Annotated in this window: 13 protein-coding genes and 1 pseudogene; 7 read left to right on the top strand and 7 right to left on the bottom strand. The window is 55.9% G+C overall.

What is annotated here, in order from left to right:
• Positions 1 to 23 precede the first annotated feature (23 nt).
• The 3 genes from uvrC to EPN93_06555 are packed head-to-tail and all read right to left on the bottom strand — an operon-like array spanning position 24 to position 4286.
• Complete coding sequence (gene uvrC / locus EPN93_06565) at positions 24 to 1829, bottom strand: excinuclease ABC subunit UvrC (protein TAL37084.1); 1806 nt, start codon at positions 1827 to 1829, stop codon at positions 24 to 26.
• Positions 1813 to 3144, bottom strand: coding sequence for a HAMP domain-containing protein (locus EPN93_06560; protein TAL37083.1), 1332 nt, complete (start codon positions 3142 to 3144; stop codon positions 1813 to 1815). The genes uvrC and EPN93_06560 overlap by 17 nt, the downstream gene beginning before the upstream one ends.
• Positions 3141 to 4286: a hybrid sensor histidine kinase/response regulator gene (locus tag EPN93_06555; GenBank protein TAL37082.1), complete on the bottom strand. Its 1146-nt coding sequence runs from the start codon at positions 4284 to 4286 to the stop codon at positions 3141 to 3143. The genes EPN93_06560 and EPN93_06555 overlap by 4 nt, the downstream gene beginning before the upstream one ends.
• A 334-nt stretch (positions 4287 to 4620) precedes the next feature.
• On the opposite strand from EPN93_06555, the gene EPN93_06550 reads away from it, so the two are divergent.
• The 3 genes and pseudogenes from EPN93_06550 to EPN93_06540 all read left to right on the top strand — a co-directional run bounded on the left by EPN93_06550 (position 4621) and on the right by EPN93_06540 (position 6383).
• Positions 4621 to 4851 (top strand): hypothetical protein, encoded by a 231-nt coding sequence (locus EPN93_06550; GenBank protein TAL37081.1) that lies wholly within the window; start codon positions 4621 to 4623, stop codon positions 4849 to 4851.
• Positions 4848 to 5144 (top strand): annotated as a pseudogene (locus EPN93_06545) (type II toxin-antitoxin system RelE/ParE family toxin). Before EPN93_06550 ends, EPN93_06545 begins: the two are co-directional and overlap by 4 nt.
• Positions 5145 to 5252: 108 nt before the next feature.
• Positions 5253 to 6383, top strand: a complete 1131-nt coding sequence (locus EPN93_06540; protein TAL37080.1) for an ATP-binding protein — start codon at positions 5253 to 5255, stop codon at positions 6381 to 6383.
• Between the two features lie 6 nt (positions 6384 to 6389).
• On the opposite strand, the gene EPN93_06535 is transcribed toward EPN93_06540, so the two are convergent.
• Positions 6390 to 6599, bottom strand: coding sequence for a hypothetical protein (locus tag EPN93_06535; GenBank protein TAL37079.1), 210 nt, complete (start codon positions 6597 to 6599; stop codon positions 6390 to 6392).
• 287 nt (positions 6600 to 6886) lie between these two features.
• Between EPN93_06535 and EPN93_06530 the strand changes: the two genes are divergently transcribed.
• The 3 genes from EPN93_06530 to EPN93_06520 all read left to right on the top strand — a co-directional run bounded on the left by EPN93_06530 (position 6887) and on the right by EPN93_06520 (position 12817).
• A complete protein-coding gene (locus tag EPN93_06530) occupies positions 6887 to 9868 on the top strand; it encodes a phosphoribosylformylglycinamidine synthase (GenBank protein TAL37078.1) in 2982 nt (993 codons plus the stop codon).
• 11 nt (positions 9869 to 9879) lie between these two features.
• Positions 9880 to 10689: a phosphoribosylformylglycinamidine synthase subunit PurQ gene (locus EPN93_06525; GenBank protein ID TAL37077.1), complete on the top strand. Its 810-nt coding sequence runs from the start codon at positions 9880 to 9882 to the stop codon at positions 10687 to 10689.
• Between the two features lie 340 nt (positions 10690 to 11029).
• The gene (locus EPN93_06520) at positions 11030 to 12817 is read left to right on the top strand and encodes an AAA family ATPase (protein ID TAL37076.1); all 1788 of its coding nucleotides are present in this window, start codon (positions 11030 to 11032) and stop codon (positions 12815 to 12817) included.
• A gap of 113 nt (positions 12818 to 12930) precedes the next feature.
• Here EPN93_06520 and EPN93_06515 read toward each other — a convergent pair whose 3' ends face one another.
• The 3 genes from EPN93_06515 to EPN93_06505 are packed head-to-tail and all read right to left on the bottom strand — an operon-like array spanning position 12931 to position 15036.
• Complete coding sequence (locus EPN93_06515) at positions 12931 to 13731, bottom strand: SDR family oxidoreductase (GenBank protein ID TAL37075.1); 801 nt, start codon at positions 13729 to 13731, stop codon at positions 12931 to 12933.
• Positions 13728 to 14201 carry a hypothetical protein gene (locus EPN93_06510; GenBank protein ID TAL37074.1) on the bottom strand — a complete coding sequence of 158 codons (474 nt, stop codon included), beginning with the start codon at positions 14199 to 14201 and terminating at the stop codon, positions 13728 to 13730. Before EPN93_06510 ends, EPN93_06515 begins: the two co-directional genes overlap by 4 nt.
• A gap of 1 nt (position 14202) precedes the next feature.
• The gene (locus EPN93_06505) at positions 14203 to 15036 is read right to left on the bottom strand and encodes an SDR family oxidoreductase (GenBank protein TAL37073.1); all 834 of its coding nucleotides are present in this window, start codon (positions 15034 to 15036) and stop codon (positions 14203 to 14205) included.
• 184 nt (positions 15037 to 15220) lie between these two features.
• Between EPN93_06505 and EPN93_06500 the strand changes: the two genes are divergently transcribed.
• Complete coding sequence (locus EPN93_06500; protein ID TAL37072.1) at positions 15221 to 18244, top strand: response regulator; 3024 nt, start codon at positions 15221 to 15223, stop codon at positions 18242 to 18244.
• Positions 18245 to 18270: the final 26 nt, after the last annotated feature.

Raw genomic sequence — 18270 nt, 5'->3', positions numbered from 1 at the left:
CACGTATATGCAGATTCGCATTATTACTCCGGCACCTCCCGATGGAAATGCCTGTAAATATCCGCGGCGGCCTTTTTGCCCAGGCCCGGGATCGCGGCGAGCTCTTCCACCGACATTTCCTTAATCCGCTCGGGCACCTCGACATTTTTCAGGAGCAGTCTTTTTTTCGCGTCGCCCACGCCGGGGACCTCGTCCAGGAACGAGCGGGTAAGGGAAGCGTCCCGGAGCTTCCGGTGATAGGTCACGGCGAAACGGTGCGCCTCGTCGCGTATCTGCTGGAGTATCCTGAGCGCCGTTGAAGAAGGGGGGAGGCGCAGCGGCGCCGCCCCGCTGTCGGAGTATATTTCCTCAAAACGCTTCGCGAGCGAGATTATCCGTATATCCGCGCCCAGCGCGTCCCGGGCCTCCACGGCGCGTCGAAGCTGGGTGGGGCCCCCGTCGATGACCATGAGCTCGGGAAGCTCGAGTCCCTCGTTGAGCAGGTGCTGGATCCTGCGCGACACCACCTCGTGAATCATGCCGGGATCGTCAGGGGCATCGAACCCGCGGATGCGGAAGCGCCGGTAACCCGATTTCTCGGGGGCGCCGTCCCGGAAGCGGACCATGGACGCCGTCGGGTTCGTGCCCTGCGTGTTCGAGATGTCGAAGCACTCGATGACGGAGGGGGCGTCGTCCAGCGCAAAGAGGTCGCGCAGCTCATCCAGTCCCTTCGCGCGGTCGCCGGACTCGCGCGCGGAATCGCGGTCCGCGATGAGGACATCGATGTTTTTCCGAATGAGCGAAATGACGCCCCGATCGTCCTGCGTTTTGGGGGTCGATACGACCACCTTGCGCGCCGCGAGCGACGACAGGTGCGCCTCCACCGACGGGCGGTCCTCGATCTCCTCCGGCACCACGATGCGCGGGGGCACGTCCCCGCCGCGGTAATAATCGAGCAGGAAGGCCTGTATCATCGCGGCGGGCGTGGAGTACTCGGCGTTCTCGAAGATGAAGACCTTGCGCCCGAGCAGGGCCCCGGCGCGGAACTCCATGAGGACGAGCACGCCCTCGCCGCGATGCACCGTTACGGCCACGAGGTCCTGGTCGGTGCCCACGGGCGCGCTCACCTTCTGCTCGGCGGTGAGGGCGCGGATGTCGGCGATGATATCGCGCAGGCCCGCGGCCTTTTCGTACTGCATGGTGTGCGCGTACTCCTGCATGAGGACGCTGAGCTTTCCGATCGTGGGATCGACGTTCCCCTCCAGGAAACCGATCGCCCCGTCGATTATTTTCAGGTAGTCATCGCGGTCGATCCTTCCCACGCACAGCCCGGAGCAGCGCTTCATCTGGAAGTTGAGGCAGGGGCGCTCTCCCGGGGGCAGCGGAATGGGCTTCGCACACGTCTTGAGCTTGAAGGTCGTGTTCAGCATTCCGATGAGGCCCCGCGCGGCCCGTGCGTCGGTGTAGGGTCCGAAATACCTGTTCCCGTTGCGCGCAATCCTCCTGGTGAACACGACCCGGGGGTACTCCTCGGAGAGTGTGACCGCGATGTAGGGGTAGCGCTTGTCGTCCTTGAGCCGGATGTTGTACTTGGGCTTGTGCTTCTTGATGAGCGCGCTCTCGAGCAGGAGCGCCTCGATCTCGGAGTCGGTGACGATATACTCGAGGTCGTCGATGTTTTTCACCAGCACGCGCGTTTTCACGTCGTGGTCGCCTTTCTGGAAATAGGACGAGACGCGCTTTTTCAGGGACGATGCTTTTCCCACGTAGATGATGAGCCCCGATGCGTCCTTCATGATGTACACGCCGGGGAGATCGGGGAGGGACGCGAGCTTAGCCGGTATGTCCATCGTGACGGTCCTCCCCCGCCCCGAAACGCTCCACCTTCGCGAGGTACTGCCGGGCGGTTTCGTGGTCCGGCTGGACTTCGAGGGAGCGGCGGAACATCGAGGCGGAAAGCGCGTACTCGCGGGCCCGTGCGTAGGCGACGCCCAGGTTGAAAAGGCTCCCGAATCCCGACGGGGTCATGACGATCAGGGCCCGAAAGATATCGATCGCGTCCGCGGTGCGTTGTTCTTTTAAGAGCGCGACCCCGTGTTTGAATATCTCGTCGTAGGGATCGGGGTGCGGTTCCTCGGGAGCGGGAGAGGCAACCTGTTCGCGCGTATTCGGTTCCGGTTCACCGGGCTTTTCCGCGGTATCGGTCTCTCCCGCGGGCGCTGCGGAAATCCCCGCGCGGTTCGCGTCGCCGGCCGTGCGGGCAGGGGCATCCTGCGACGATTCACCGGTCCCGTTCGTGGAACCCGCGGTATCGGACCCCGTCTCCTCCGTGGCCTGTTCCCTGTCGCGTGTCTCCTTGAGTCCCCGCATTTCCCCGATGAGGGTGTTGAACGAAAGCGCGAGCGAGGCGAGCTCGGTGTCCGACGTGGGCCGGAGGCTTATCGACAGGTCTCCCTTCGCCGCGCGGTCCATATGGGAAGAGAGTCCGCGCACGAGAATGGAATAGTTGTGCGCGAGCAGCCATCCCGCGCCCGCGAGCAGAAGAGCGATAAGCGCGGCGAGCCCCGCGACGAGCGCGCGCGCGGTATCGGAGTGTTCCGTGTATTCCGCGAAGTTCCCGTACTGCCCGGTCACCGAGACGAAGAGCTGCAGGACGTGGATTTTTCCCAGGACCGGGATGGGCGTATACACGGTCTGCCAGTAGAGTCCGTCGGCGCGGCGGGTTTCGGGATCTGTGACGGCGCTCACCAGGGCGCGGCGCAGGAAGTTCATCTCCTTCTCTTCCTGCACGATGCGGGATTCAGGGAGCTGGACGCGGAAGCCGGGATTCAGGGAGACGCTCTCCAGGAGCTCGAAGAAATTATCGTCGGGGGTGCGCGCGTAGATAAGCGCGTGCAGGATGCCCGTGTCGGCGCGGGCGTGGACGCGGAGCTTCGCGGCGAGGTCGCGCGCCCCTCCAACCGGATCGGCCTTGAGGCGCTCGACGAGGAGGACGGTCCTTTCCCTCTGGAGGGCGTCGGAGCCGGACCTGAGCGTTTCGCGCAGCGTGCGCGCGCTCTCGACCGCGATGAAGTTGAATCCCAGGGCGAGCGCAAGCACCGCGGCCAGGAACAACGCCGCAAGAACGATCGTCACCCTGAGCGAAAAGCCCCCGATCCCGGTCATGATACGCCCTCCCTGGGCAGGGTGAACTCGAAGGTGCTCCCGAGTCCCGCGTCGCTCGTCACGCGAATGCTCCCGCCGTGGAGCTCAATAAAGCGCTTGCAGATGACGAGCCCCAGGCCGGTCCCGCCCTCGCCGCGCGTGCCCTCTTTATGGAAAAGGGCGTACTTGTCGAACAGGCGCGCGAGGTGGTCGGGATGCATGCCCACGCCCGTGTCCTGGATGGACACGATGATGCCGTCCTCCCCGTCCTGTTCACCGGCGCGGATCGTGATGGTTCCGTTCTCGGTGAATTTCACCGCGTTGTTGATCAGGTTGTTGACGGTCTGTAGTATTTTCATGCGGTCTATTTTCGCCAGGGGATTCGCGAGCGCGTTGTGGAATCGTATGCTCGTGTTTTTGTCGGACGCGAGTATTATGAAGTTCATGATGCTCTTGTCGATGAGCTCGCCCAGGTCGGTTTCCTCCTTATCGAGCCGGATCACCCCCGTCTCGATCCGGGTGACGTCCAGCAGTTCGTTCACCAGCGAGTACAGGTTCGAGGCGATCTCGGCGATGATCTCGAGGTAGCGCCGGTGCGCCGGCTGGATGTCTTTCTTCATCAGGTAGTTGGCGTACCCGCCGATAGCCGATAGGGGCGAGCGCAGGTCATGCGACACCACGGAGAGGAACTCGTCCTTGAGCTCGTTCAAGGTCTTCAGCTCTTTAAGGTTTTGCTCGTTCTGGCGTGCGAGCAGCACGCGCTCTGCGGCGCGGTGCACCACGAGCTTGAGCGTCTCGGCGTCGATTGGCTTCTGGATAAAATCGTAGGCCCCCAGTTTGATCGCCCTGATCGCGCTTTCCACGGACGCGTACCCGGTGAGCACCAGCGGCAGCGCGGCGGAGCCCGTCACGCGGATATGTTCCATGATCTCGAAACCGCTCTTGTCGGGCATGTTGATGTCGGTGAGCACGATGTCGTATTCCGTCCCGCTGATCTTCGCCGCCGCATCCGCGCCGTTGGGGGAGGTGTCGGTGCGGTATCCCTCCTTCGCGAGGATGCGCTCCAGGCGGGAGAGGATCTTTTCTTCATCGTCCACGACGAGTATGGTTATGGCGCTCTTATCCATTCGTGCCTGGGGTCGTTCCCGGGGTGCGATGAGCATGCTACCAGCGGCGCGCGCGCTTGTAAATTGAAATTTTATCGGCCCCCGGGCCCGGCCGTCCGTAAAACATACAAAAAATCCGGGTAATTCTCAAGAGGGGCGGGTATGGTTTGGCAGTTTCGCGGAAGGATGCCTCTTGTGAGGGCGCCTCTCATGGGGAGGTGTGGAGATGAAAAAAGGCGATGGAAGAGATAGAGGCAGGGGGTATCTACAATTCCCCTGATGGTGACCCATTCTGATTACGAATGGTCTTCTATCCCTGAGGTCGCGGCGACATCCGGGAAACGGTTGACGTATTTAATTATATCAGTACATTTCAAATATATCGTGATGCATGGAATATAAGATGAAAGTCACCATTCCGGTTAAAGAAATGACCGTTGCGGATAAGCTTGAAGCAATGGAACTGCTGTGGGATGATCTGAGTAAAAACCCTGACAACATGCCTTCCCCGGAGTGGCATGAGGATGTTCTCAGAGAACGGGAAAACGCGTTCAGGAAGGGACAAGAACAGCCTGAAGACTGGTCCTTGGCCAAAAAGAGAATTCGTAAAGCCGTTGAATGAAGATCGCCATCCTTCCATCGGCGTCGCGGGATATTGTTGATGGATTCAGCTTCTATGAAAATCAACAGGCGGGTCTCGGGTCATATTTTGTAGATTCACTCTTCTCCGACATAGATTCTCTGGTTATCTATTGTGGCATCCATTCTGTTGTCTATAATAGATATTATCGTATGCTTGCCAAACGGTTTCCTTTTGCAATTTAGTATTCAATTGATGATGAAACGATTATTGTCTATGCGGTTCTCGATTGCAGAAGAGACCCTTCATGGGTTCGTAAACGTTTTGAACGGTGATGTATATATGCGTATTAAACCGCTATAGTACATATTTCAGTTGACAAACTGACCAAATTCCATTATATTTAGTCAATATACTGACGGTATTAATTATCTGGAGATCCAATGTATATTGACCGCGAACTTCTGCGCAGTATTCATGAGTATCTGCTGCCCAACAAGGTGTTGATCATTTATGGGCCCAGGCGGGCGGGAAAAACGACCCTGATCGGGAAATATCTTGAGAGCGTTTCGGAGCCCTACCTGCTGCTGACGGGGGACGATATTTTCGTCAGGGAATCGTTCGCCGTCCATTCAATAGAGAAGCTCAAGGATGCAATCGGGACCGTGGGGCTTCTGGTGATCGATGAGGCCCAGAAAATCAGGGATATCGGCATGGCCCTCAAATTGATCGTCGACCATATGCCCGGCATCAAGGTGATGGCGACGGGATCATCCAGCTTCGAGCTGGCGCGATCGACGGGGGAACCGCTTACCGGCAGGAAACACACCGTGCGATTGTTTCCGCTGTCCCAGATGGAGATTATGGTCACGGAGAATCCTCCGCAGACAGAGGCCAACCTGGAAAAAAGGCTCATCTATGGAGGATATCCGGAAGCCGTTGTGGGCGAAGACAATAGAATGAGGGAGCGCTACCTGAAAGAGCTGGTAAGTTCATATCTTTACAAGGACATCCTGGAACTCGATGGGGTCCGCCACTCCGATAAAATCGCGCGCATGCTTCGCCTTCTCGCTTTCCAGATCGGCAGGGATGTTTCGTTTACGGAGATCGGGACCACTCTGGGAATGAGTAAGAATACCGCCGAGCGCTATCTCGATCTTCTCGAGAAGGCCTTCGTTATTTTCAGGCTTTCAGGATTCAGCAGAAACAGCCGGAAGGAGATTGTGAAAAACGGCCGGTATTTTTTCTGGGACAACGGTGTGAGGAACGCGCTGATAAACAACTATAATCCGATCGCGCTGCGCGATGATATCGGTTCCCTCTGGGAAAACTATATCATCTCCGAAAGAATAAAAAAGCAGGAGTACAGGGGCATCATTTCCAACAATTATTTCTGGCGTACCTACGCGAAAGAGGAGATTGATTTTGTCGAGGAACGGGAGGGAAGGCTTTTCGGGTACGAGATCAAATGGAGCGCCGACAGGACAAAACCCCCTAAGGGCTGGAATGAAATGTATCCCGATGCCGTGTACGAGTGCGTTACACGGGGTAATTACCGGTCATTTATCGCCTGATTATGATTAATACAAACTCTTGTTCCAGCGCGCGGGATAGTCGTTCTTATAGTCGATCGCCAGGTCGTTTTCCCTGGGGCAGGAGACAATGTACACGACGTCGTTTTTCCCGGAACTGGTGATCCTTTGCTCGTTCATGTTCCAGTATTTGCATATAACGAACCCGTTCCCGGAATAGTCGTGCTTGTCACAGTTTTTACAGTCATCCAGAGTCATGATTTACCCTTCCTGGTAACGATTTTCGGATAATATACCCAGCCTCCCGTCAAATTTCCACAAAATTATGTCTCTTTCGGGTAAATTTTTAGTTAACGATTTTCTGCAAAATTTATCGGATTGGGAGATGGAAAAAGGCGATGGGGGAGACATAATCGGGTTTAAAGGGGTTTGGGGGCCGATACGCATGCATGCGTGAATGATTGCGAAATCATGAGGCGTGCATCCGGAAAAATTCTGGACATTTTACCGCGCATTTGCAGACAATCCGGCTAACGAGGACTGCAATGGATACCGCCAGTTTCCGCATAGAGGTTTTCTATAAAATAGAGGACACCCGCAGCCGGACGCTCCTGGGCAAGCTGAAACGCCTTGGCTTCCCGGTGGACGGCGTGAGCATCACCGAAAACTACCTGGTGAACGCGCCGCTCGACGATTCGCGCATCGAACTTGTCGCGGGGGCGCTCGCGAGCCCCGTTACCCAGGACTATCGCGTGAACGAGCCGTACGTCCCCGCGCGGTTCACCTTCGCCGTCGAGATCGGCTTTCTCCCGGGCGTGACTGACAACGTGTCGCACACCGTCCGCGAGATCATCGAGGACATGTTCAGGACGCACCTGGACCCGGAGACCGCGGTCTTTACCTCCACGACGTTTTTCCTGGACGGCGCTTTGGGTCCCGCGGACGCGCAGAGGGCCGGCCTGGAGCTTTCGAACCCGCTCATACAGCGGATGAAGGTGCTCACCCGCGAGGAGTATATCGGCGCCGGGGGTATGGGGAGGGAACTCCCGGTGGTGCACATCCGTGAACGCGCGCAGGCGGACACCGTGAGCCTGGACCTCCCCGACGAGGAGCTCCTGAAACTCGGGAAGGAGGGAATACCCGATACGGACGGCGGACGCAGGGGCCCCCTCGCGCTCGACATGCTGTCGCTCAACGCGATACGGAACTATTTCACGAAAATCGAAAAGCGCGATCCCACCGACGTGGAGCTCGAGTCCATCGCCCAGACCTGGTCCGAGCACTGCAAGCACACCATCTTCGCGGCGAAGCTGGACGAGCTTGACGAGGGGATCTTCCGCCGCTACATCCGCGAGGCGACGATACGGATCCGCCGCGAAAAGGGCGCCGACGACTTCTGCGTATCCGTCTTCGAGGACAACGCCGGCGGGATCGACTTCGACGAGAACTACGTGATCGCCGACAAGGTCGAGACGCACAACAGCCCGAGCGCACTCGATCCGTTCGGGGGCGCGATCACCGGGATCGTGGGCGTGAACCGCGACGCGATCGGGTTCGGCATGGCCTCCAAGCCCGTGGCCAACCGCTACGGCTTCTGTTTCGCCGATCCCTTCGACGAGAGCCCGCTCTTCCGCGAAAAAAATCCCGAATCGAGACTCCTTCCGCCGCGCCGCATCATGGAGGGGGTGATCAACGGGGTGAACGTGGGCGGGAACTGCTCCGGCATCCCCACGCCGCAGGGCTTCGTGTACTTCGACGACCGCTACAAGGGGAAGCCGCTGGTTTTCGTGGGGACGATCGGCCTCATACCAAAAACGGTGAACGGGCGCGCCTCCACCGTGAAGAAGGCTATGCCGGGCGACCGCATCGTCATGGTGGGGGGACGCGTGGGGCGCGACGGCATACACGGCGCCACCTTCTCGTCCGAGGCGCTCTCCTCCGGGAGCCCCGCGACCGCGGTCCAGATAGGGGACCCCATCACCCAGAAAAAACTTTCGGACGCCATCGTCAAGGAGGCGCGCGACCGCGGCCTCTACACATCCATAACCGACAACGGCGCGGGCGGGCTCTCCTGCTCGGTCGCGGAAATGGCGAAGGAATCGGGCGGTTTCCGCGTGGACCTCGAAAAGGTTCCGCTCAAGTACCCCGGGCTCTCCCCGTGGCAGATCTGGGTGAGCGAATCGCAGGAGCGCATGACGCTGTCGGTGCCCGCCGGGACGTGCGGCGAGTTCATCGCGCTCATGGAGAAGCGCGGCGTCGAGGCGACGGTTATCGGCGAGTTCACGGCCGGTCCGCGCGGGATAGTATCGCATAACGGGAAAACCGTGTTCGACCTCGACATGGATTTCCTGCACAACGGGCTCCCCAAAAAGAACCTGAGTACATCGGCCCCCGCCCGCCCGCAGGGCACCGCGCCCCTCCCCGAGCCCCCGGACTACGCGCGGCTTTTCGTCGAGATGACGGGCACCCTCAACACCGCGGGCTTCGAGTTCATATCGACGCAGTATGACCACGAGGTGCAGGCGGGCTCCGTGATAAAACCGCTGCAGGGGAAGGGAAGGGTGAACGGGAGCGCGACGGTCGTGCGCCCGGTGCTGGATTCCATGAAGGGGGTGGTGCTCTCACAGGGGCTCTACCCGTCCTACAGCGAGCTCGATCCGTATCTCATGGCGGCCTGTTCCATCGACACGGCTATCCGCAACGCCGTCGCGGCGGGAGGGACCCTCGAGCGCATGGCGCTCCTCGATAACTTCTGCTGGTGCGATTCCGACAACCCCGCGCGGCTTTCCCAGCTCAAGGATGCCGCGCGCGCGTGCTACGATTACGCGATCGCGTACGGCGCGCCGTTTATCTCCGGGAAAGACAGCATGTACAACGATTTCAAGGGCTACGATGAGAAGTTCGCGCCGGTGAAGATATCGGTCCCGCCCACGCTGCTCATTTCGTCGTTCGGCGTCGTTCCCGACGTGCGCGCGTGCCAGACGATGGATTTCAAGATCGCCGGCGACGCGCTCTATGTCCTGGGCGTTACGCGCGATGAGACCGCGGGAAGCGAATACGCCATGCTCGCGGGGCGGCGCGCGGGAGGGACGCTCTTCCGGGGAACGGTGCCCGGCGTGGACGCGGCCTCGTTCGCGGCGCTCTACCGCGCGTACACGGCGGTGCTGCGCGCGGGTCTCATCGCATCGGGCATTTCGCTCGAGCGGGGCGGCTTCGGGGTCGCGCTCGCCAGGTCCGCCATGGCGGGGATGCTGGGCGCACGCGTGGAGCTTACAAGGCTGCCCGCGGAGGGAAGCCCGCGCGCCGATACGCTTCTCTACGCCGAATCGCAGGGGCGCATGCTGGTTTCCGTTGACCCGGCCCGCGCCGCGGAATTCGAAACGGCAATGACGGGATTTCCGTGCGCGCGTATCGGCGAGGTGACGGAAGCGCCCGTGATCGAGATCGGGCAGGCGGGACGCGCGCTCGCGCGCGTCGCGATCGAAGAATGCCTCTCCTCATACAGGGGACGCTTCGGGAATTTTTGAGGGTGAACAGCATGGCCAAACCGACGATTCTCGTGCTCACCGGCTACGGGATCAACTGCGACGAGGAGGTCCGATACTCCTTCGCGTGCGCGGGCGCGAACGCGCGCATCGTGCACATAAACGATATCATCGAAACGCCCGCGATGCTCGCCGGGTTCCAGGTGATCGTCTTTCCCGGGGGCTTCGCCTATGGGGACGATACCGGGAGCGGGAAGGCGCTCGCGAACCGCATTCGAAGCAACCTCCGGGAAGAGGTCGCCGCCTTCGCGGCGCGTGACACGTTGATGCTGGGAATCTGCAACGGCTTTCAGGTCATGGTCGCGCTGGGCCTGGTGCCCGCGTTCTCGGGAACGATGGAATTGGCGGAGGTCGCGCTCGAGCACAACGCGAGCGCGCGCTACGAATGCCGATGGGTGGACCTCGCGATAGAGGCTGCCTCCCCCTGTGTCTTCACAAAGGGAATGGGCGCCCTCCATGTACCGGTCGCGCACGGCGAGGGGAACTTCTACGCACCCCCCGCCGTGTACGAGCGTCTCGAGCGAGAGAAGCTCGTGGCGATGCGCTATTCCAGGTCAAACGGCGCCCCCGCGGCGGGCGAGTTCCCCTTTAACCCGAACGGTTCGATGGGTGACGTCGCCGCCATCTGCGATTCCACGGGCAGACGAATGGGCATGATGCCGCACCCCGAACGGCACATTCTCTTCTACCACCGTGAAGACTGGACCCTGCTTCGTGAAAAGGCGCGCCGTGAAGGCCGGGAAATCCCGGAGGAAGGGGAAGGACTCGCGATTTTCAGGAACGCGGTTAGGTATTTCGAATAACGGCATTCAACCTCTGTGTATGCCGGGCCTTCAGGCGCATCTGTAAGAGTAGGGGATGGAAGGAATTGCTTGAGCTTAAATATTGAATGATCGCACCTTTGCTCCAATCTTTTTCCTGTCCCAAATCCATTATTTCTTTATCTCTATTAAAAGACTTCGACTATTATGAATTGACTTTTTATAAACGTTATATACGATACATGAAGTGATAAGTAGCTCGTTTGCCCAGTGAACGGGCTTTACAATTGATTGCCGCGGTAGATTATGATGCCTTTACCCGGTGCTTTTTGACTGGGAAGCGATGGCTTAATTAGTGGATTAATGTTATTAGGAAAATACAATGCGGCATTTTTTCTATGTAGAAATAGAAAATTTTAAACTATTCGGCGAAAAACAAAGAATAGACCTAGATCATCCATCTGTTTTGATTGGGCCAAATAACTGCGGGAAAACTAGCGTCATCCAAGCCATTGCGTTATGGTCCCAAGCAATTAAAACCTGGTATTCTCTTAAAGGAGATTCATCTGCGCGTGAAAGAGCTGCGGCGGCGTTGAATCGCCTTAGCATTGTATCTGTCCCGGTAAAAAGAACCAAGTACTTTTGGCACAATACACGGGTCAGCACGGGAAAGGAAAATATTTATATGACAGTAACCCTTGGCCTTCTGTGGTTAGGAGATATTGTTCCATTACGGATGAAATTTCGGTTCCAAGGAGATGAATTAATATACTGTACTCCAGATGATTCAGTTATAAATAACAATGATTTTTTAAAATATGCAGCTTCTATTAATGTTGAATTATTGTACCCAATGTCAGGGTTGGTCACAGAAGAGCCTGTATTGAAACCTGGGAGAATAAACGTTCTATTAGGACAAGGTGACACGGCAGAAGTATTAAGAAATTTATGTCTTTCGGTTTATCGCAACTCGATAGAAGACTGGAAGTGGATTGTGGATACGATGCAGCGCTTATTTTCCATTCAAGTGGCAACCCCGATGGAAGATGAAGTTAGAGGGGATGTTACTTTAACCTATAAAGAACCTGAAGTAAGTGAACCTTTGGATATCGCAATGGCTGGCCGAGGATTTCAACAATTACTGCTTCTATTTTCTTATCTGTTTTCCCATAAGAAAAGTGTCTTGCTCATCGATGAGCCGGATGCACATCTCGAAATCTTACGACAACGTCAAATTTACATATTATTACGCGAAATTGCACGATTAAATAAATCACAGGCAATCATGGCTACTCATTCTGAAGTTGTTCTTGATGAGGCCTTGGATAATAATTTGACCCTAATCCTAAACGGTTCGATTGATGGACTGGCATCGAAGAGTTCTATTAGAGAAACACTAAAAAATTATGGAGCGGAGCATTATGTAAAAGCTCGCGATCGAGGTTATGTGCTTTACGTTGAAGGTACAACTGATGTGGATATGTTACGAGCGCTTGCTGAGCGAATGTCCCATCCAGTTGCTGCGGTGTGGGATGATAAAATTAATGTTTATTATGTAAGGGATACACATCCGGAATCAACCTTGGAAAGCGAATTAGAGCGTGTTGAAGGAGGATTTGGGATTTCTCCCAAGGATCATTTTAATGCATTGAAAAAATTAATTCCAAATTTACATGGCTTAGCAATACTTGACAATGATGGTCGGAACAAACAAGATTACAAACAGGTTGATTTTCAAATAGTCTTCTGGCGACGTTATGAAGCTGAGAATTATTTCATTACACCGGATTTATTGAAGCATTACGCGTTAAGTAGGCATGCGGAACCAAATCTTTTCAACAATCAAGATCATGAAGTTATTGAAGAGGTTATGAACATTCTCATCAAAGAGCGTTTGTTCGAAGGGAGTGTCGAGGATTTTAGTGCATATCAAAAAGCAGATAAAGATGTGTCTAGATTGATTTGGGAAACAAAGACAGACAGAATTAAATTAAGTGATTTTGCAGAGGAATATTTTCGTAGATTATCTGATTCCACAAAAGAACCCATGATGCTAAGAAAAGGAGAATTGCATTCATTAATTGAATTAATCGAGCCATCTACTTTATCAGTAGAAATTAAAGCGAAGCTTGATTTATTACTTACGCTTTTTTCATCTAATAAATTATAACTATTCCTTGATTTGTGCATTGGCATGTGGGAACGAGATGCTAATGCTCGAAATCTGCTTGGACTTCCAAGTCCGCTGAGACTATCAGTCTTTTAAATATAGTAACGCCGCCATCAAAGCTTGTAGTTATTAGCCACCAATCGCAGGAATATCCGGTCGGGCAGCAGTTTTCGCGCGGCCAGGATAAACGCGGCGCCCCGCGCTACCGGGTGACGGAGCCTTGTCGTCCCCGATTCGATGATGTTCGCGATGCGGACGGCCACGCGCTCCGGCGTATCGGCGCCGGGTCCCATCTCACGATCCTTTACCGCGAGAAAACGATCCAGGGCGGGCTTGTAGTCGGGCACGCATGCGTCCGCCTGTTTCGTCTGCTTCCAGATCGAAGTTCCCACGTCCCCGGGCTCCAGGATCAAAACGCGTATTCCCAGGGATTTAAGCTCCTGGGAAAGCGATTCGGCAAATCCCTCCACGGCGTATTTGCTCGCGGCGTAATGCGCCTGGAACGGAATTCCGATCTTCCCCGAGGCGGAGCTCACGCATGCGATCGTTCCCTTTTTCCGTCCACGCATGGACGGGAGCACGGCCCGGATGACCCGAACCATCCCGAAATAATTCGCGGCGAAGACGTCCCCGGCAATAGATAGCTCAGTATCCTCCACCGTGCCGCAATTGCTGATTCCCGCATTGCTGACGAGCACGTCGATCCTCCCGCACTCCTCGAGCACCGCCCGCACACCGCGCTGTACCGAATCGTCATTGGTCACGTCCAGGGTGATTTTCGAGAAGGGAACGTCGACCTGCCACGACCTGCCCGCGCCGAAAACGCGATGGCCGCGCGTCGCAAGCTCGACGGCGAGCGAATAGCCGATGCCCCTGGTGGCCCCGGTAATCAGGATGACTTTTTTTTCCTTCATGACGGCTGTTCCTTGGGAGGTTTCGGGAGCTGGATGATTTCAACATACATGGCGCCAAGCTCCTTCTCGGTATCGAGATACGCCGTGCCGATTCCGTCGGGATGCGCCGTGCGCTGCACTACCTTGGCGCCGCCTCGTTCCCACTCGTCCACGGCCGCGTTCAGGTCGTCCACGTATATCCCGAGGTGATGAATGCCGGGACCGCGCGTGTCGAGGAACTCCTGCACGATGTGCTCACCCTCAAGTATCTCCATGAACTCGAGGTCCACCGTGCCCACATGTCCTATCGCGATCCTGGTCACGAAGCGTACCTCGCGGCCCCTGAGAAACGCCTTCGCTTCCGGCATCGTGATGAGAAAAAGCTTGATGCCGAAGGCCGACTCCATGAATTTCATCGCGGCTTCCGCGTCGCGCACGGCGATGCCTACCTGGTTAAATCCCTGGATTGAATGTATATCGAACTGGTTCATATCATAACTCCATTAATTGTCCGCCGGTTATATTGACCGCCTGGCCCGTCATGAACCTCGACGCGTCCGAGGCAAGGAACAGAACCAGGTCCGCTACCTCTCCGACCGTGCCTATTCGATGTAAGGGTATCTCCTTCGCCATCTCCTCCATGCGGGCGTCGATAGTCGTCTGTAAGAATTTCGCTTCGAGGTCGAGCTGCCAGTCAAGCAGGTCCGTGTGGATCTGTCCCGGACAGATTGCGTTCACCCTGATCCCGGCCCCCGCGAGCTCCTTAGCCATGACCTTCGTAAGCATGATCACGCCGGCTTTGGCGCACGCATAGGCGCCGTTCAGGATCGGTGGAAACTTGCCGGCCCGCGACGCCGTGTTCACGATGCTTCCCGGCCTGCCCAGCATCAGGGGAAGCACTGCCCTGGAAACCCTGTAGGTTCCGTTCAGGTTCACGTCGATCGTTTTAAGCCACTTGGTCTCGTCGTAATTATGAATGGGACTGGGAACACCGAAGGCCGCGCCGGCGTTGTTGCAGAGGATGTCCACGCTGCCGAATTCGCGTTTTACCTCCTCAACCATCGATTCAACCGAGCCGGGATCGGTCACGTCGAGATGCACCGCTTTGGCTTTAATGGAATACTTTTTCGAGAGCTGGCGGGCGATCTCCTCCATTTCCTCCGCGGGCGCCGTCTTTACCGCGCTCGCTTCGTCCTGTATGCCGAGGTCGGCGATGATGACGTTGGTTCCATACGATACCATCTTTTCCGCGATCGCAAACCCCATGCCGCTGCGCTTGCCGGCCCCGGTGATGAGGGCCGTTTTTCCTTTCATGTCCTCAAACATTGAGACCTCCGAATCATCTTTGATTATCTATGTGTTTCAACCGGGACTTAGTCCATCCAGAATATCGAACACCTCTATGCATACCGCCGAAGACGGTATTGTCAACTGAAATCACGAAGAATATGGACCACGGGAGAAGGATTCATTGTCTTCGCGCAAATGCGGGATTTCGGGTGACGCGTGAATGTTCCTTGACTTTTTTGCTTTGGGGGCTGCCACTAGACCGGTGTGCAAAGGAGATGGATATTTCCTTGCACCGAACCAAAAAATGTCCAGGCTTCCTAACAACACCATACCGGCGTTAATCATCATTATCTTGACCATTCTTTCCGTTTCCCCTCCACGCAGCTATGCCTTGAATTCAACGGTAGTATTACCGGAAAATCTCGACGGCAGGCATATCGGGAAGGAGGTGGAGTACTATGTCGATACCACTCACCGCCTCGCCATTGACGAAATATCGAGTGACCGGGTTTCACCAAAATTCACAAAGAGCGAAAGCATCAAGATTGTCAACTCCGGAGACCGGTCCATATGGCTTAAAATCCGGGTACGCAACGACTCGGGTGGAGAACTGGAATGGTATCTTGAAAATGATTTCGTCTTTGCGGATGAATTGATATTCTACTACCCCGGTGAAAACGGTCGTTTCAAATCTATCGCCTACGTCGATACACCCGCGCGCGAGCGGGAGGTAAACAGCGTTACGTTCATCTTCCCGGTCCGGACCCCGCCCGGCGAAACTGTATATTTTTTGCGGCAATACCACTCGGCGTGGACTTCGCTTGTTCCTCGAATGTGGTCTCCGAAAAATCTGATGACGAAGCTGATGACCGTGGACGTGCTTCAGGGAATGTTTTATGGAATTCTCGCCATCATGTTCCTTTATAATCTGTTTATATTCGTTTCGGTCCGCGAAAAATCGTACTTCTATTACCTGCTTTTAATAGTCGGCCTGAGTTCTATCCACATGACCCTTGACGGAACTGGTTTTAACTATGTGTGGGATAATCTATCCGTTATTCTGAGAAGGTCGCATTCATTGTTTTTTTATATCGGATTGATACCGGGTCTGCTTTTTTTAAAAGCTTATCTTCAGACGAAAGAAAAAACGCCTTTTATCGACACGCAGATAAACGCGCTCGTCGCATTCGGTTCCATTATGATCGTGGAATCTGTCATTCTTGAGCCTGTTTCGCAGCCTGAATATCACACAGTGATCTTGAACGTGTTTATCCTGATCGTATGCCTCTACAACATCGCGGTCCCTATCCTGTATGTAAAGAGGGGATCGCGGTCCGCCATATTTTACCTGATTGCGGTTTTCCTTCCCGTGCTTGGCGGATTGTTCCCGGTTACGTTCATTATTGGCCTTCTGCCTTCATTTTTTATTAACGATTTCAGTTTCAAATTGGGTTCTGTCGGAATGCTGGCGCTGTTCTCGTTTGGCCTTGCCGACAGGATCAATACGATGAAAAACGAGCTTGCCGACCTGAACGCCAATCTGGAGAAGAAGGTCGAGCGGAGAACGGGCGAGCTCCAGCAGGCCTACTCGAAGCTCCAGGAGCTCGACCGGCTCAAGACGGACTTTTTCGCCAACATATCCCACGAGCTGCGCACGCCGCTGACGCTCATCATATCGCCGGTAGAGTCGGTATTACGGAACCATACCCCGGGAAAAGTCGATGAATCGTTTCTGCATAAATTATACAATAACGCCGGGCGCCTGCTGAGCCTGATAAACAACCTGCTTGATTTCTCGAAGATGGAATCCGGAAGGATGGCGCTGCATCCGGTGAGAACCGATATCGCGAGGCAGTTGGAGTTGTCCGTGGCGAACCTGCATTCAGGGGCGACAGCCAGGGGGCAGACGATTTCCTTTATAGATACTACGAACGGTCTTACCGCCTTCGTGGACCGCGGGCTTTTCGAGAAGGCCGTGTACAATCTCCTGGGCAATGCGATGAAATTCACGCCCCAGGGCGGAAGGATCACGGTGAAGCTCGCTGCGCATGATGATTCCTTCACTGTCGAGTTCAACGACACGGGCATCGGCATTCCCGCCGACCAGCACGCGCTTATATTCGAGCGTTTTTCCCAGGTCGATTCTTCTTCCAGCAGGAGATACGAGGGCACGGGTATCGGGCTTTCACTGACCCGGGAGATCGCTCGCCTCCATGGCGGGGATGTCAGCGTGGAAAGCGAGCCCGGTAAGGGCTCCACCTTTTACCTCACGATTCCCATCGGATCGGAAGCCGCCGCGGACGGCACGGACATGGCGGACGCACCGGGCGATGAAGAAGAGCGAAATTCCGGAACCGAATCCGGTTCCTGTAAGGATATAATTCATTTCAGGAGCGATCCGGGTTCCGGAACCGATCCCTCACACAATCAGCGGGTTTCACTGGCGGATGAAACCATACCCTGCGTGCTCCTTGTTGATGACAATGAAGAGATGCTGACCTTCCTGTCGGATATCGTTTCGCACAAGTACAGGTTCCTCACCGCGGAAAACGGGAAAACGGCACTGGCCCTGTTGAAATCCCTGGATGATCCCCCCGATATCATCGTGTCCGATATCATGATGCCGGAAATGGACGGTTACGAATTCACGAAACGCATCCGTGAGGAGAAAGGCTACGAGGGAATTCCCGTCATCCTTTTAACCGCGCGGGCCGATATCGCGATGAAGATCGAGGGCTTTGAGAAGGGCGCCACCGATTACATCGTCAAGCCTTTCAACTCGAGCGAGTTCCTGGCGCGGATCAAGGCACAGCTGGAGCTCAAGTCGCTCCGGGACCGGCTCATAAGAACGACCGCGGACCTTTATAAACGCCTGGAGGAAAAAACCGGGGGGGCGAGCCCGATAAGCTCCTCGACCGAGGACAAGGTCGCGCAAGTCGAGGAATTCATCCGATCGAACTTCACCGCGGACCTGTCGCGAGAGGGCATGGCCGCCGCCGTGGGTATATCGGCGGATCACCTGTCGCGCGCTTTCAACCAGATCACGGGGAAGCGAATCGACGAGTATATCAACGGCCTGCGCGTCGAGAAGGCGAAACAAATGCTCGAGGAGACGCACGACACGATCACCCGCATCGCCTTCAACGTCGGGTTTGAAAACCTGCGCACCTTCAATAAGACCTTCCTGAAGCTGGCCGGGATGACGCCGTCCGAATGGAGGCGATCGCGCCCGGCCCGTAAGTAAATCGGCCCCCCTGCCTTTTTCCCCAT

The organism is Spirochaetota bacterium (genome assembly GCA_004297825.1).
In the GTDB taxonomy this organism is placed as follows: Bacteria; Spirochaetota; UBA4802; order UBA4802; family UBA5368; genus FW300-bin19.
The sequence above is the reverse complement of the archived record's forward strand: the minus strand, read 5'-3'. Positions and strand labels throughout refer to the sequence as shown.